Genomic DNA, 13,930 nt, shown 5'->3' on the forward strand with positions numbered 1-13,930 from the left:
TCTCTGGACCCCGGATAATCGCTTTGCGATTTCCGGGGACTCGTTGGGGTGAACGCCTCCGCCCATGACGACGAACACGCACTTCACCCATCTCGAATGCTCCATGACCGGCGAGACTTACGAAGACGCCGGCCTGAAAAACCTCTCGGAGGCCGGCAAGCCGCTGCTCGCCCGCTATGACCTCGACAAGGCGAAAGGCGCGCTGGACCGCGACGCCATCGCCGCCCGCCATGGCGGCTTCTGGAAGTGGCGGGAGCTGCTGCCGGTCCGCGATGAAGCCAGCATCGTGCGGCTGGGCGAGATCGACACGCCGAACATCGCGCTCCGCGACACCGCCGCGTGGGCGGGTGCGAAAGCCCCGGTCTGGGCGAAGGATGAAGGGCGCCTGCCCACCGGATCGTTCAAGGCGCGCGGCCTGGCGCTGGCCGTGGCGCGGGCGAAGGAGCTGGGCGCGAAATCGCTGGCCATGCCGACCAACGGAAACGCCGGCGCGGCGCTGGCCGCCTATGCCTCCCGCGCCGGGCTGACCTCGGCCTGTTTCTGCCCGGCCGACACGCCGGAGGTGAATGTGCGGGAGATCGCGCTGCAGGGCGCGAAGGTCTGGCGCGTGAACGGCTACATCACCGATTGCGGCAAGCTGGTCGGCGAGATGAAGGACCGCTTCGGCTGGTTCGATGTCTCCACCCTGAAGGAGCCCTACCGGATCGAGGGCAAGAAGACGATGGGATACGAGCTGGCCGCCCAGATGGGCTGGAAGCTGCCCGGCGCGATCTTCTATCCCACGGGCGGGGGCACCGGCCTGATCGGGATGTGGAAGGCGTTCGACGAGATGGAAAAGCTCGGCTGGATCGGCCCGGAGCGCCCCAAGATGATCGCCGTTCAGGCCGAGGGCTGCGCCCCCATTGTCCGCGCCTATGAGAACGGCGAGGAACACGCCGAGTTCTGGAACGGCGCCCGGACAAAGGCCATGGGCATCCGCGTGCCCGCCGCCATCGGCGACTTCCTGATCCTGCGCGCGGTGCGCCAATCCGGCGGCTTCGCGATTGCGGTGAATGAGGACGAGATCGAGACCGCGCGCCGCGAATGCGGCCGCCGCGACGGCCTTCTCCTCTGCCCGGAAGGCGCGGCCACCCTCGCCGCCCAGAAGAAGGCGATCGCGGAGGGCCGGGTCGACGCCGACGCCTCCGCCGTCCTCTTTAATTGCGGCTCGGGACTGAAATACGAGATGCCCGATCAGAGCGGCTCGCTCGACAAGGACGCCCCGATTGACTACGCCGCGCTGGCCGAAGAACTGGAGCGCGCCTGATGATCGAACGCTATGCCCGTCCCGAACTTGTAGAAATCTGGTCCCCGGAATCGAAATACCGCATCTGGTTCGAGATCGAGGCCCATGCCTGCGACAAGCTGGCCGAGCTGGGCGTGATCCCGGAAAGCGCCGCCAGACAGGTCTGGACCGCGAAGGACGCCGAGTTCGACATCGCCCGCATCGACGAGATCGAGCGCGAGGTGAAGCATGACGTCATCGCCTTCCTGACGCATCTGGCCGAGATCGTGGGCGAGGACGCCCGCTTCGTGCACCAGGGCCTGACCTCCTCCGACGTTCTGGACACCACGCTATCGGTGCAACTGGTCCGCGCCACGGACATCCTGCTCTCCGGCGTCGACCGCATCCTGGCCGCGCTGAAGACGCGCGCCTTCGAGCACAAGATGACGCCGACCATCGGCCGCAGCCACGGCATCCACGCCGAGCCGGTAACGTTCGGCCTGAAGCTCGCCGGCTATTACGCCGAGTTCAGCCGCGCCAGGACCCGCCTCGAGACCGCGCGCGAGGAAATCGCCGTCTGCGCCATATCCGGCGCTGTCGGCACCTTCGCCAATATCGACCCGTCCGTTGAAGAGCATGTCGCCAACGCGCTGGGCCTGAAGCCCGAGCCGGTCTCCACCCAGGTCATCCCGCGCGACCGCCACGCCGCCTATTTTGCGGCGCTGGGCGTCGTCGCCTCCTCCATCGAACGTCTGGCGACCGAGGTCCGCCACCTGCAGCGCACCGAGGTTCTGGAGGCGGAGGAGTTTTTCTCCAAGGGCCAGAAGGGCTCGTCGGCCATGCCGCACAAGCGCAATCCGGTCCTGACCGAGAACCTCACGGGCCTTGCCCGCCTGGTCCGCTCCGCCGTGGCCCCGGCCATGGAAAACGTCGCCCTCTGGCATGAGCGCGACATCTCCCACTCCTCCGTCGAGCGCGGCATCGGCCCGGACGCCACCACGCATCTGGATTTCGCCCTGCAACGGCTGGCCGGCGTGATCGAGAATCTGGTCGTCTATCCGGAGCGGATGCAGGCCAACATGGACAGGATGGGAGGGCTGCATAACTCCCAGCGCGTCCTGCTGGCGCTGACCCAGGCCGGGGCGAGCCGCGAAGATTCCTATCGTCTGGTCCAGCGCAACGCGATGAAGACCTGGGCCGGCGAAGGCGATCTCTTGGACCACCTGCTGGCTGACGACGATGTCCGAAAGCATCTGGACGAGGACCAGCTCCGCGCCCTCACCAATCTCGACTTCCACTTCAAGAACGTGGACGTCATCTTCCAAAGGGTGTTCGGAGAGGCATGACCGACGAGGAGCAAATCCGCGCGGCGGTGACGGAGATGTACGCCATGGTCTCCGGCCCTGCGGGTCCGCGCGACTGGTCGAAACAGAACGAAGTCTTCCACCCGGACTCCCGCCAGATCCGCACCGGGATCGGCGAAGACGGCCGCATGTGGGCGCAGGCCTTCGACCGCGACGCCTACCGCGAGAATGTCGAGCCCTTCTTCGAGAAGACCGCTTTCTACGAGATCGAGCTGGGCTCCGAGGTCCGCATCTTCGGCAATATCGCCCATGTCTGGAGCGCCTATGAGGCGCGCACCGCGCTGGACGACGAAACGCCCGAGCGCCGCGGCATAAACTCCATCCAGCTCCTGAAAGACCCGGACGGCAAATGGCGCATCATTTCCATGATCTGGGACAATGAGCGGGAGGGGCTGAGCCTTCCCGCGATTGGGGACTAGTCAGCTTTTCAGGAACATCCATCCCCGCCTTCCGGTTCTGACATATAATCGAGACAGAACTGTCATGGAGATTTGCGGACCAGGATGTTCGAGACTTTCGCCCAATACCCTCTGATCGAACCGGCCACCCGCCTTCTGATCGCGGCGGGGCTGGGCATGGTGATCGGAATCGACCGGGAATTCCGCGATCACGAGGCCGGGCTGCGCACCCATATGCTGGTGTCGCTGGCCGCCGCGGCCTTCGCGGTGATCACGCTGCAACTGGCGGCGGATTCAAATGCGCTGGGCGAGGCCAGCCGCGCCGACACGCTGCGCATTATCGAGGCGGTGACCGCCGGCGTCGCTTTCCTCGGCGCCGGCGCGATCATTCATTCCAGCGGCGACGTGCGCGGCCTGACGACCGGCGCCTCGATGTGGCTGTGCGGGGGAATCGGCGTGGCCGCCGGGGCCGGCTATTTCGGAATCGCGGCGGTCACGACGGCCATCGGCTTCGTCATCCTCAGCGTCGTGCGCATTGTCGAAAAACGCGCCCGCAAGACCCTGAAGAAAGAGCCGAAGATCGACTGATCAGCTGGCGGCGACCTGCGCCCGCGCCTCGGCCAGAAGTTCTTCCATTTTCCGCTCGATCTGGTGATCGGACTGTTCGACGTTCGCGGCGTCGAAATCGCGGCGGATCTTGCGGAAAACATCGTGGTCGCCCGCTTCCTCAAAGTCGGAAACGATGACTTCCTTGGCATAGGCTTCGGCCTCGGCCTCGGACTTGCCCATCAGCTTCGCGGCCCACAGGCCCAGCAGCTTGTTGCGGCGGGCCTGCGCCTTGAATTCCATTTCCTGATCGTGGGCGTACTGGGCGTCGCGGCCCTTCTTGCGTTCGTCGAAGATAGACATGTTTCTTAATTCGTCTCGCTGGCGCTGACCCGCAAGGGGCATGGAAATTTCTCTCTGGTTAGCCCCGCTGGAAACCGGAATCAATCGTGCGCTGCGCAGCGTTGCGGCGCAGCACCGCCTCCGCTAGGTTCCGCCCTGAATCGACCATGGTCTGGAAGCGCCCTTTAAACGCGCGCCGGACCGCCTTACCGCAAAGGGCGCCTGGGGCCATCGAACGGCGCGGCTGATGTCCGCGAACCCTTGATGCTTCCAAGCGTTTCTTGTTTAGGAGCGCCCGTCATGTCACGCCGCAAGAAGATCTACGAGGGCAAGGCCAAGATCCTCTATGAGGGTCCCGAACCCGGCACGCTGGTCCAGCACTTCAAGGACGACGCGACCGCCTTCAATAACCAGAAGCGCGGCACGCTGGAGGGCAAGGGCGTCCTCAATAACCGGATTTCGGAGTTCGTGTTCACGCATCTGGAGCGCGCCGGAATCCCGACTCATTTCATCCGCCGCCTGAACATGCGCGAGCAGCTGATCCGCGAGGTGGAGATCATCCCGATCGAGGTGGTCTGCCGCAACGTGGCCGCCGGCTCGCTGTCCAAGCGGCTGGGCCTTGAAGAGGGCGAGCCCCTGCCCCGCTCCATCGTCGAATTCTATTACAAGAATGACGAGCTGGGCGATCCGATGGTCGCCGAGGAGCACATCACCGCGTTCAACTGGGCCACCACCCAGGAGATCGACGACCTGATGGCGCTGACCCTGCGCGTGAACGACTTCCTGTCGGGCATGTTCGCCGCGGTCGGCATCCGCCTGGTCGATTTCAAGCTGGAATACGGCCGCCAGTATGACGGCGACATGATGCGCATCATCCTGGCCGACGAAATCAGCCCCGATTCCTGCCGCCTCTGGGACATGGACACCGGCGAAAAGATGGACAAGGACCGCTTCCGCCGGGATCTGGGCGGCGTGACCGAGGCCTATGCCGATGTCGCGCGCCGTCTGGGCGTCATGAAGGACCAGCCCAATCTCCGCCTTGTCGAGGAAGAAGAAGAAGACGCATGAAAGCCACCGTACACGTCAAGCTGAAAGCCGGCGTTCTGGACCCCCAGGGCAAGGCCATCGCGCACGCCCTCAATTCTCTGGGCTATGACGAAGTGTCCGGCGCCCGCGTCGGCAAGGAAATCACGCTGGAGCTGGCCGAAACCGACAAGGCAAAGGCCGAAGCCCGGGTCACCGAAATGTGCGAGAAACTGCTTGCCAACACGGTGATCGAACGCTTCGACATAGACATTCAGGACTAGCTTCCTAACTGTCTCGCATCCGCCCCGCGCGCGCCGATGCGCGGCGGCGAAAAACAGGTCCGCAGGAATTTGCGGACACAGCGGTTCTTGTTTTGGAACCGTGCGCGGCTTTATCCCTTTATCCAAGGGACGCGCCTGGTCGCGTTTTCGCCCATTGATTGTCGCCGCCCGACTATAGGTGAATGACTGATACTGAAACGCTAGCCGGCGAGATTTCGCCGATGACCGCCGTGGCCGAAGAATATCTGCGCGGCAGGCGCTGCGTGGTGAAGGTCGGCTCCGCCCTTATCTACCCGGACGGCGAAGGTCCGGACATGGATACGCTGCGCGGCATCGCCGAGGATATCGCCGCCCTGCGCAAGGCCGGCACCGCTGTCGTGCTGGTCTCTTCCGGCGCCGTGGCCGCGGGCCGCAGTCTGATGGGCTCCAAGAAGCGCCCCAAGCGGCTGGAGGAGAAACAGGCCCTCGCCGCGCTGGGCCAGCCGCATTTGATGCGCGCCTGGTCGGAAACCTTCGCGAAGATCAATCTTCGCGTCGCGCAGGGCCTTCTGACGCTGGACGACACGGAAAACCGCCGCCGCTGGGTGAACGCGCGAAACACGTTCAACCGCTTGATCCGTTACGGCGCCATCCCCATCGTCAATGAACACGACACCGTGGCGACCGACGAAATCCGCTATGGCGACAATGACCGCTTGGCGGCCCGCGTGGCGCAGCTGGTCAGCGCGGATTCGCTGCTTCTGCTGTCGGATATCGACGGCATGTATACCGCGAACCCGGCCGACGATCCCGACGCCCGCCGCATGCAGGTGATCGAGGAGATCACGCCGGAGATTTACGCCATGGCCGGCGGTCCCGGCTCCAGCGTCGGCACGGGCGGCATGAAGTCCAAGGTGGACGCCGCGCGCATCGCCACCGCGGCCGGGTGCGCCGTGGCCATCGCGCCGGGCAAGCCGGAACATCCGGTGACCGCCCTGCGCAATGGCGGCAACTGCACCTGGTTCCTGCCGCACGTGAAGCCGGAGACGGCGCGGCGGCAATGGATCGCCCACGCCATCCGCGACGACGGCGCCATCATTATCGATGAAGGCGCGGAAACGGCGCTGAAGGAAGGCAAGAGCCTGCTGCCTGTCGGCATCACCGACGTGAAGGGTGATTTCGACAAGGGCGACACGGTGCGTATCGAAAATGAAGAGGGCGCGGTCCTCGCCCGCGGCCTTGTGGCCTATCGCGCTTCCGACGCCTACCGGCTGATCGGGGCGCAGAGCGAGGAAATCGAGGAGCGGCTCGGCTTTATCGGCCCGGTCGCGCTGATCCATCGCAACGATCTGGTGTTAGTCACAGATGACCAAAGCTGAAACGAATTTGACCCCCGACATGAACAAGATGGGCCTGGACGCCAAGCGCGCTTTTGCAAAGCTGCGCGGCGCCGGCCCGGAAACCCGCACGAAGGCGCTGAAGGAAATCGCCAGGGCGATTGAAGCGGCCCGCGCGGATATCCTGAAAGCCAATGAAGAGGACGTGGCCGCCGCCAGGGAGGCCGGCCTGTCCAAGGCGAAAGTCGACCGCCTGATCCTCAATGACGAGCGGATCGACGGCCTTGTCTCCTCTGTGGAGGCCATCGCCGGACAGGACGATCCGGCCGGCGAGGAGCTGGCCCGCTGGAAGCGCCCGAACGGGCTGGACATCGCCCGCGTTCGCGGCCCCATCGGCGTCATCGGCATGATCTACGAAAGCCGCCCGAACGTCACCGCCGACGCCGCCTCGCTCTGCGTGCGGTCCGGCAATGCAGTGATGCTGCGCGGCGGACGCGATGCGCAACATTCCAGCGCCGCGATTCACGGCGCCGTCCAGAAGGGTCTGGAGGCCGCCGGGCTGCCCAAGGAAGTGGTGCAGCTGGTGCCGCCGCAGGACCGCGCCCTGGTGGGCGAGATGCTGGGCGGCCTGAACGGCGCCATCGACCTGATTATCCCGCGCGGCGGGGCCAGTCTTGTCGAGCGCGTTCAGAACGAGGCGCGCGTGCCGGTTCTGGGCCACCTTGAAGGCCTCTGCCACATGTATCTCCACCCCTCCGCCGATCCGCGGAAGGCCACGGAAATCGTGGTCAATTCCAAGCTGCGCCGGACCGGCGTCTGCGGCGCGCTGGAAACGCTTCTGGTTGACCGCAAGGTGGCCGAAGACCTGCTGCCGAAAGTGGCGGCCGCGCTGGAGGAGAAGGGCTGTGAGCTGCGGGGCGATGCTGAAGCCCGCAAGATCGTCCCCTCCATGAAGGAAGCGAGCGAGGAAGACTGGCGCACCGAATATCTGGACGCAATCCTGGCGGTGAAGATCGTCGACGATCTCGACGCCGCGGTTGAACACATCGCCGAATACGGCTCCCAGCATACCGAGGCGATCATCGCCGAGGACAAGGACGCCGCCGAGGACTTCATGGCGCAGATCGACAGCGCGATCGTCTTCTGGAACGCGGCCACGCAATTCGCCGATGGCGGCGAGTTCGGCATGGGCGCGGAAATCGGCATCGCCACAGGCCGCCTGCACGCCCGCGGCCCGGTCGGCGCGGAACAGCTGACGACCTTCCGCTACGTCGTGCGCGGCGACGGCCAGACGCGGCCCTAGGCCGCCCGCCCCCCCGCCTTGATCCTGTTTCAAAACGCCGCTCCTGCGTGGAGCGGCGTTTACTTGTTTCAGAGCGCCAGAAAGCGCACATAGCAGGCTCGCGACTCGCAACCCAAGCTGCTAAACCCCGCGCCATGAAATCTGCCGTCATCGTATTCCCGGGCTCCAACTGCGACCGGGACGCCTTCGAAGCCATCAAGCTGATCACCGGCGAAGCGCCGGCCATGGTCTGGCACCGGGAAACCGAACTGCCGGACGGGGTCGACTTCATCCTGGTGCCCGGCGGGTTTTCCTATGGCGACTATCTCCGCTCCGGCGCCATCGCCGGCCGCTCTCCCATCATGCGCGAAGTGGTCAGCGCCGCCGACAAGGGCGTGGCGGTCATGGGCGTCTGCAACGGCTTCCAGACCCTGACCGAGACGGGCCTGCTCCCGGGCGCGCTGCTGCGCAACGCCAACCTGCATTTCGTGTGCAAGGAACAGCCCCTGGAGATCGCAAACTCCAACACGCGCTTCACCTCCGCCTATTCGGGGACGCGCGACACGGTCATCCCGGTCGCCCATCACGACGGCAATTATTTCGCCGACGAGGCGACGCTGGACCGGCTGGAGGGCGAGGGCTGCGTGGTGTTCCGTTACCAGGGCAATCCCAACGGCTCGGCCCGCGACATCGCCGGCGTCACGAACGAGGCCGGCAATGTCATGGGCCTGATGCCCCACCCCGAGCGCGCCGTGGACGAAACCCACGGCGGAACCGGCGGCCGCGCCGTCTTTGAAAGCCTTCTGGGATCGGTTTGATGACTGAATACGCCCCCGACATTACCCCCGAAATCGTCGCCGAGCATGGCCTGACGGACGAGGAATACGGCATCATCCTGGACCGCATGGGCCGGGCGCCGAACCTGGTGGAGCTGGGCATCTTTTCGGTGATGTGGTCGGAGCATTGCTCCTACAAATCCTCCCGCATCCACCTGTCGAAATTCCCGACCAAGAATGACCGGGTGATCTGCGGGCCGGGCGAGAATGCGGGCGTCATTGATATCGGCGACGGACAGGCCGCCATCTTCAAGATGGAGAGCCACAACCACCCGTCCTATATCGAGCCCTATCAGGGCGCGGCGACGGGCGTGGGCGGCATTCTGCGCGATGTCTTCACCATGGGCGCGCGGCCCGTGGCGCTGATGAACGCGCTGCGCTTCGGTTCGCCCGACCATCACAAGACGCGCAGCCTCGTCTCCGGCGTGGTGGCCGGGATTGGCGGCTACGGAAACTGCGTCGGCGTGCCGACGGTTGGCGGCGAGACCAATTTCGACACCGGCTATGACGGCAATATCCTGGTCAACGCGATGTGCGTGGGCCTCGCCGATCAGGACAAGATCTTCTACTCCGCCGCACGCGGCGCGGGCGATCCGATCCTCTATGTCGGCTCCAAGACCGGGCGCGACGGCATCCACGGCGCGACCATGGCCTCCGCCGAGTTCGACGATGATTCCGACGAGAAACGCCCGACCGTTCAGGTGGGCGATCCGTTCACCGAGAAACTGCTGATCGAGGCGTGCCTGGAGCTGATGGCGACTGACGTGATCGTCGCCATTCAGGACATGGGCGCGGCGGGCCTGACATCCTCCTCCGTCGAGATGGCGGGCAAGGGCGGCGTCGGGATCGAGCTGAACATGGATGACGTGCCCCAGCGCGAAGACGCCATGACGGCCTATGAAATGATGCTCTCCGAAAGCCAGGAACGGATGCTGGTCATCCTCAAGCCCGGCAAGGAAGCCGAGGCCAAGGCCATCTTCGAGAAATGGGAGCTGGACGCCGAGGTGATCGGCCACACCACCGACACCGGCCGCATGGTCCTCAAGCATCACGGCGAGACGGTCTGCGACATCCCGCTGGACCCGCTTTCCGAGGACGCGCCGAAATATGACCGCCCGCACACACCCACCCCGCGCGGCAAGGTGGTGGACGCAGGCGATGCGCCTGAGCCGGCGGATTACAGCGAGGCGCTGCTGAAGCTGGTCGGCTCTCCCGACCTCGCCTCCAAGCGCTGGATTTGGGAACAGTATGACCGTCACGTCATGGCTGACACGGTCGACAGCTCACAGTCAGGCGGCGACGCGGCCATCGTGCGCGTGCACGGCACGGACAAGGCGCTGGCCATCACGACCGACTGCACGCCGCGCTATTGCAAGGCCGACCCGTATGAGGGCGGCAAGCAGGCGGTGGCGGAAGCCTATCGCAATCTCTCCGCCGTCGGCGCGATCCCTATCGCCATCACCGACTGCCTGAATTTCGGCAACCCGGAGCGGCCCGAGATCATGGGCCAGTTCGTGGGTTGCGTGGAAGGCATGGCCGAGGCGTGCAAGGACCTCGACTTCCCGGTCGTGAGCGGCAATGTCAGCCTCTATAACGAGACGCGCGGCGCCGGCATCCCGCCCACCCCGGCCGTTGGCGGCGTCGGCCTGATCGGCGATGTGACGAAGCACGCCGGCATCGGCAATGCGAAGGACGGCGACACGCTGCTGCTGGTCGGCGAAACGGTCGGCCATCTGGGCCAGTCGCAATATATGCGAATCCTGCACGGCAATACGGACGGCGCCCCGCCGCCGGTGGACCTCAGCGTCGAACGCTGGCTGGGCACGTGGGTGCGCAAGGCCATCGAGCGGGGCGTGGCGACCGCGGTGCATGACCTGTCCGATGGGGGCCTCGCCATCGGCGCGGCGGAAATGGCGCTGGGCGCGAAGCTGGGCCTCAAGCTTGGCGCGTCGCCCAAGGGCGCCGCCACCCATGGCTGGCTGTTCGGCGAGGATCAGGGCCGATACCTGATCGCAGCCCAGGGCGAGGCGCTGAAGCTGCTGCTGGAAAAGGCCGAGGAGCACAGCGTGCCCGTCCTGCAAATCGGAACGTTCGGCGGTCAGCGATTCCAGATGGGCGAGCTGATCGACGTATCGCTGGACGATCTGCGCAAGGCGCACGAAGACTGGCTGCCCGGCTACATGGCGGCTCCCACGCTCCAGACCAAAGCGGCTTAGCCAATAAGTCCCCTCGCCCCCTTAGAGGGGGAGAGGGTTTTGAGGCTCCAAATCTAAAAGATTTGGAAAGCCGAAAGGGTGAGGGGGCGGCTCTCAGGATAGAGCGCGCCCTTCAACGCCTCCCCTCATCTTAGCCTTCGGCCACCTTCTCCCCTCCATAGGGGAGAAGGGACTTTATGCACCGGCCCTTGCCCCTACTCCGGCGCGACGCGCCAGAGGACGTCGCCGACATCGTCGGTGACCAGCAACGCGCCGTCCTGCGCCACGGCGACGCCCACCGGGCGGCCATGCGCTTCGTCGTCTTCGGTCAGGAAGCCGGTGAGGAAATCTTCCGCCTCGCCCGCGGGTTCGCCGTTCGCGAACGGCACGAAGACCACCTTGTAGCCGGCGAAGTCCGAGCGGTTCCATGAGCCGTGCTGGCCGACAAACGCGCCACCCTGATAGCGGGCCGGGAACCCTGATCCTTCATAAAAGGTCAGGCCCAGAGAAGCGGTGTGCGCGCCCAGAGCATAGTCCGGTTTCATGGCGCCGTTGACTGTTTCCATCGGCACGGCCTCGCGCTCGAAGCGCGGATCCATGTTCTGGCCGAAATAGGACCACGGCCAGCCATAGAAACCGCCCTCGCGAACGCTGGTCATGTAGTCGGGCACCAGATCGTCGCCCAGCATGTCGCGCTCGTTCACGGCGGTCCACAAGGCCCCGTTTTGGGGATTGATCGCCAGCCCGACCGGGTTGCGCAGGCCGGTCGCATACAGGCGCATGTTCGATCCGTCGGGGTCATAGGCGTGGATGGCGGCGCGGTTCTGCTCCACGCCCATACCGCTATCGCCGACATTGCTGACCGAGCCGACGGCGACAAACAGGGTCCGGCCGTCCGGCGAGGCGATAACATTGCGCGTCCAGTGGCCGTTATTACCCGCGTTGAAGGGCAGGTCGGCGACCCTTTCCGGGGTTTCCAGAATTTCCGTCTGGCCCGGCTGATACGAAACGCGGATCAGGGCGTCGGTATTGGCGACATAGAGGAAGCCGTCCAGATATTCGATCCCGAAGGGCTGGTTCAGATCGTCCAGCAGGACATGGCGCATGTCTGCCGCGCCGTCGCCGTTCGTGTCGCGCAGTAGGATCAGATTGTCGGGGCTTTCGTCTTCCAGCGCGCCGGCATTGCCCATGATGCGGCGCTCGAAAAAGCCTCGCAGGCCGCCGCCCTCGCTGGGCTCGCTGGAGGATTCAGCGATCAGGACATCGCCGTTGTCCATCACGAAGACCTGGCGCGGATGATTGAGATCGCGGGCGAAGGCGTTGACGGTGAAACCTTCCGGCGCGGCCGGGGCCTCGCCCTCCGCCCAGCCGATCGGGTCAGCGGTCTTGATGGTGGGCAGGGTCTGGACCCTGGGCGCTTCCAGTTGCGGCTCCGGCCCTGTCGTCTTGCCGATCGGATCCGGATCGCCGCCGCCGCAGGCCGCCAGGATGAGCGCCGCTCCGGCGCCGGTCAGTACCATTCGCAGCAACATTACCGTCTCTCCTTTGCGCGCGGGGCGTGCCTTCATTAAGTCTAGCGCAAGGCGGCGCGGCCCGCCACGCGAGTTCAACGAGGAGACTTAAGTCATGGCCCTTCCCGCCGACCAGCTGGAATCGATGCTGCGCGAGGCGTTTCCCGGCGCCGAGATCGAGATTACCGACCTTGCCGGGGATGGCGACCACTACAAGGCGAAAGTGGTCTCCGCGGACTTCGCCGGCATGACGCGCGTTAAACAGCACCAGACCGTCTATGCCGCCCTGAAGGGCAAGATGGGCGGGGAGCTGCACGCCCTGGCGCTGGAAACCAGCGCGCCTTGATCCCGCGCCGCCCCCTGGGCGCGACCGGCGCTGAAATCCCGGTTCTGGGCCTTGGAATATCCGGCCCGCACGCCGCGGCATGGACGCGCGCCGGCCATACGGAAAAACTGATCCGGCGCGCGGCCGCGCTGGGCGTCACCGCGTTCGACACCGCCCCCTTTTATGGCGCGGGCGAGGCCGAGACGCGGCTGGGCCGGGCGATAGAGGAACTGGACCGGGATACGCTGTTTCTCAGCACCAAGGCCGGCACGTATCGCGAGGGCGGCACATGGAAGAAAGACTTCTCTGCGGAGGGCGTGCGCGCCTCTCTGGAGGCCTCCCTGGCGCGGCTGGGCGTGGGCGCGGTGGATGCGTTCTTCCTGCACGGGCCGAGCGCGGACCAGATGACGGACGGCCTGATGACGGCGCTGTCCGACATGAAGGCAGAGGGCAAGTATCGCTATCTGGGCATGTGCGGGCGCGGCGACGAGATCTATGCCGCGCTGGACACCAGGGCGTTCGACCTTCTGATGGCCCCGGTGCATGTGCGCCTGACCCCGCCCGAGGCGAAGCGGATCAGCGCGGCGCGGGATGCCGGGCTGGGGCTGTTCGGGATCGAGATATTTTCGCCCTCCATGGGCGGGCCGCGCATTCCCACCCGGCCCGCCGATTTGCGCGTTCTGGCCAAATGGGCGCGCGGCGACAGGCGGATGCGCAGCTATCTGAAGCCCGATGAGTGCCTGAAATACGCCGTGGCGAGCGGCGCATGCGATTGTGCGCTATTCTCCACCACCCGCCTGAAGCATCTGGAGGCTAACGCCGACGCTGCCAGGACGCTTGATTTGAACCAATCGCCTTCCTAGCTGTTTGACCAACGCCCAACGCGAAGCGAGTAACCGATTATGACCGACCAGGCCGTCCTCGACGAAATCAAGTCCATCGTGGAATCCAACGATGTTGTTGTGTTCATGAAGGGCACTCCGACCTTCCCGCAATGCGGGTTTTCCTCTGTCGTCGCGCAGGTTCTGGATTATCTGGGCGTGAAATATCAGGGCGTGAACGTGCTGGAGCGTCAGGAAATCCGCGAGGGCGTGAAAGCGTTCACCGACTGGCCGACCATTCCGCAGCTCTATGTGAAGGGCGAGTTTGTCGGCGGCGCCGACATCGTCCGCGAGATGTTCGAACAGGGCGAGCTGAAAACCTATCTCGCCGACAAGGGCGTTCTGGAAGAGGCGGCCTGACAG

15 protein-coding genes are annotated in these 13,930 nt (G+C 65.3%); 13 read left to right on the forward strand and 2 right to left on the reverse strand.

Annotation, left to right across the window (positions count from 1 at the left end; translation table 11 throughout):
* Positions 1 to 64: 64 nt before the first annotated feature.
* From H2040_RS04125 to H2040_RS04140, 4 genes are all read left to right on the forward strand, one after another.
* Positions 65 to 1,306 (forward strand): threonine synthase, encoded by a 1,242-nt coding sequence (locus tag H2040_RS04125; RefSeq protein ID WP_287154709.1) that lies wholly within the window; start codon positions 65 to 67, stop codon positions 1,304 to 1,306.
* Positions 1,306 to 2,610: an adenylosuccinate lyase gene (gene purB / locus H2040_RS04130; RefSeq protein ID WP_287154711.1), complete on the forward strand. Its 1,305-nt coding sequence runs from the start codon at positions 1,306 to 1,308 to the stop codon at positions 2,608 to 2,610. The genes H2040_RS04125 and purB overlap by 1 nt, the downstream gene beginning before the upstream one ends.
* Positions 2,607 to 3,047, forward strand: a complete 441-nt coding sequence (locus H2040_RS04135) for a Cif family virulence factor (RefSeq protein ID WP_287154713.1) — start codon at positions 2,607 to 2,609, stop codon at positions 3,045 to 3,047. The genes purB and H2040_RS04135 overlap by 4 nt, the downstream gene beginning before the upstream one ends.
* Before the next feature lie 84 nt (positions 3,048 to 3,131).
* Entirely contained in the window at positions 3,132 to 3,614 is a 483-nt protein-coding gene (locus H2040_RS04140; RefSeq protein ID WP_287154715.1) for an MgtC/SapB family protein, read from the forward strand.
* On the opposite strand, the gene H2040_RS04145 is transcribed toward H2040_RS04140, so the two are convergent.
* Entirely contained in the window at positions 3,615 to 3,935 is a 321-nt protein-coding gene (locus H2040_RS04145; protein ID WP_022699412.1) for a DUF1476 domain-containing protein, read from the reverse strand.
* A gap of 279 nt (positions 3,936 to 4,214) precedes the next feature.
* On the opposite strand from H2040_RS04145, the gene purC reads away from it, so the two are divergent.
* From purC to purL, 6 genes are all read left to right on the forward strand, one after another.
* Entirely contained in the window at positions 4,215 to 4,982 is a 768-nt protein-coding gene (gene purC / locus H2040_RS04150) for a phosphoribosylaminoimidazolesuccinocarboxamide synthase (RefSeq protein ID WP_022699414.1), read from the forward strand.
* Positions 4,979 to 5,221, forward strand: a complete 243-nt coding sequence (gene purS, locus H2040_RS04155) for a phosphoribosylformylglycinamidine synthase subunit PurS (RefSeq protein ID WP_022699415.1) — start codon at positions 4,979 to 4,981, stop codon at positions 5,219 to 5,221. The genes purC and purS overlap by 4 nt, the downstream gene beginning before the upstream one ends.
* A gap of 221 nt (positions 5,222 to 5,442) precedes the next feature.
* On the forward strand, positions 5,443 to 6,579 hold the full coding sequence (gene proB, locus H2040_RS04160; protein WP_022699416.1) for a glutamate 5-kinase: 1,137 nt from the start codon (positions 5,443 to 5,445) through the stop codon (positions 6,577 to 6,579).
* Complete coding sequence (locus H2040_RS04165; protein WP_502709324.1) at positions 6,566 to 7,840, forward strand: glutamate-5-semialdehyde dehydrogenase; 1,275 nt, start codon at positions 6,566 to 6,568, stop codon at positions 7,838 to 7,840. Before proB ends, H2040_RS04165 begins: the two co-directional genes overlap by 14 nt.
* Positions 7,841 to 7,974: 134 nt before the next feature.
* Positions 7,975 to 8,637 (forward strand): phosphoribosylformylglycinamidine synthase subunit PurQ, encoded by a 663-nt coding sequence (gene purQ / locus H2040_RS04170; RefSeq protein WP_287154723.1) that lies wholly within the window; start codon positions 7,975 to 7,977, stop codon positions 8,635 to 8,637.
* Complete coding sequence (gene purL, locus H2040_RS04175; RefSeq protein WP_502709325.1) at positions 8,634 to 10,871, forward strand: phosphoribosylformylglycinamidine synthase subunit PurL; 2,238 nt, start codon at positions 8,634 to 8,636, stop codon at positions 10,869 to 10,871. The genes purQ and purL overlap by 4 nt, the downstream gene beginning before the upstream one ends.
* A gap of 194 nt (positions 10,872 to 11,065) precedes the next feature.
* On the opposite strand, the gene H2040_RS04180 is transcribed toward purL, so the two are convergent.
* Positions 11,066 to 12,382 carry a PQQ-dependent sugar dehydrogenase gene (locus tag H2040_RS04180; RefSeq protein ID WP_287154726.1) on the reverse strand — a complete coding sequence of 439 codons (1,317 nt, stop codon included), beginning with the start codon at positions 12,380 to 12,382 and terminating at the stop codon, positions 11,066 to 11,068.
* Positions 12,383 to 12,476: 94 nt separating this feature from the next.
* On the opposite strand from H2040_RS04180, the gene H2040_RS04185 reads away from it, so the two are divergent.
* From H2040_RS04185 to grxD, 3 genes are read left to right on the forward strand one after another with little or no spacing between them, the layout of a single operon-like run.
* Positions 12,477 to 12,707 carry a BolA family protein gene (locus H2040_RS04185; protein WP_022698760.1) on the forward strand — a complete coding sequence of 77 codons (231 nt, stop codon included), beginning with the start codon at positions 12,477 to 12,479 and terminating at the stop codon, positions 12,705 to 12,707.
* A complete protein-coding gene (locus tag H2040_RS04190; RefSeq protein ID WP_287154728.1) occupies positions 12,704 to 13,549 on the forward strand; it encodes an aldo/keto reductase in 846 nt (281 codons plus the stop codon). The genes H2040_RS04185 and H2040_RS04190 overlap by 4 nt, the downstream gene beginning before the upstream one ends.
* Positions 13,550 to 13,588: 39 nt before the next feature.
* A complete protein-coding gene (gene grxD / locus H2040_RS04195; RefSeq protein WP_022698758.1) occupies positions 13,589 to 13,927 on the forward strand; it encodes a Grx4 family monothiol glutaredoxin in 339 nt (112 codons plus the stop codon).
* The last annotated feature ends 3 nt before the right edge of the window (positions 13,928 to 13,930 follow it).

The sequence above is a fragment of the Euryhalocaulis sp. genome (assembly GCF_013911995.1).
GTDB classification, from domain to species: Bacteria; Pseudomonadota; Alphaproteobacteria; order Caulobacterales; family Maricaulaceae; genus Euryhalocaulis; species Euryhalocaulis caribicus.

What these genes read in the sequence shown, in the direction of transcription:
- H2040_RS04140 (WP_287154715.1), top strand. Translation starts at nt 3,132, where the DNA reads ATGTTCGAGACTTTCGCCCAATACCCTCTGATCGAACCGGCCACCCGC.
- H2040_RS04125 (WP_287154709.1), top strand. Translation starts at nt 65, where the DNA reads ATGACGACGAACACGCACTTCACCCATCTCGAATGCTCCATGACCGGC.
- purB (WP_287154711.1), top strand. Translation starts at nt 1,306, where the DNA reads ATGATCGAACGCTATGCCCGTCCCGAACTTGTAGAAATCTGGTCCCCG.
- purC (WP_022699414.1), top strand. Translation starts at nt 4,215, where the DNA reads ATGTCACGCCGCAAGAAGATCTACGAGGGCAAGGCCAAGATCCTCTAT.
- purQ (WP_287154723.1), top strand. Translation starts at nt 7,975, where the DNA reads ATGAAATCTGCCGTCATCGTATTCCCGGGCTCCAACTGCGACCGGGAC.
- H2040_RS04165 (WP_502709324.1), top strand. Translation starts at nt 6,566, where the DNA reads ATGACCAAAGCTGAAACGAATTTGACCCCCGACATGAACAAGATGGGC.
- purS (WP_022699415.1), top strand. Translation starts at nt 4,979, where the DNA reads ATGAAAGCCACCGTACACGTCAAGCTGAAAGCCGGCGTTCTGGACCCC.
- grxD (WP_022698758.1), top strand. Translation starts at nt 13,589, where the DNA reads ATGACCGACCAGGCCGTCCTCGACGAAATCAAGTCCATCGTGGAATCC.
- H2040_RS04145 (WP_022699412.1), bottom strand. Translation starts at nt 3,935, where the DNA reads ATGTCTATCTTCGACGAACGCAAGAAGGGCCGCGACGCCCAGTACGCC.
- proB (WP_022699416.1), top strand. Translation starts at nt 5,443, where the DNA reads ATGACCGCCGTGGCCGAAGAATATCTGCGCGGCAGGCGCTGCGTGGTG.
- H2040_RS04185 (WP_022698760.1), top strand. Translation starts at nt 12,477, where the DNA reads ATGGCCCTTCCCGCCGACCAGCTGGAATCGATGCTGCGCGAGGCGTTT.
- H2040_RS04135 (WP_287154713.1), top strand. Translation starts at nt 2,607, where the DNA reads ATGACCGACGAGGAGCAAATCCGCGCGGCGGTGACGGAGATGTACGCC.
- H2040_RS04180 (WP_287154726.1), bottom strand. Translation starts at nt 12,382, where the DNA reads ATGTTGCTGCGAATGGTACTGACCGGCGCCGGAGCGGCGCTCATCCTG.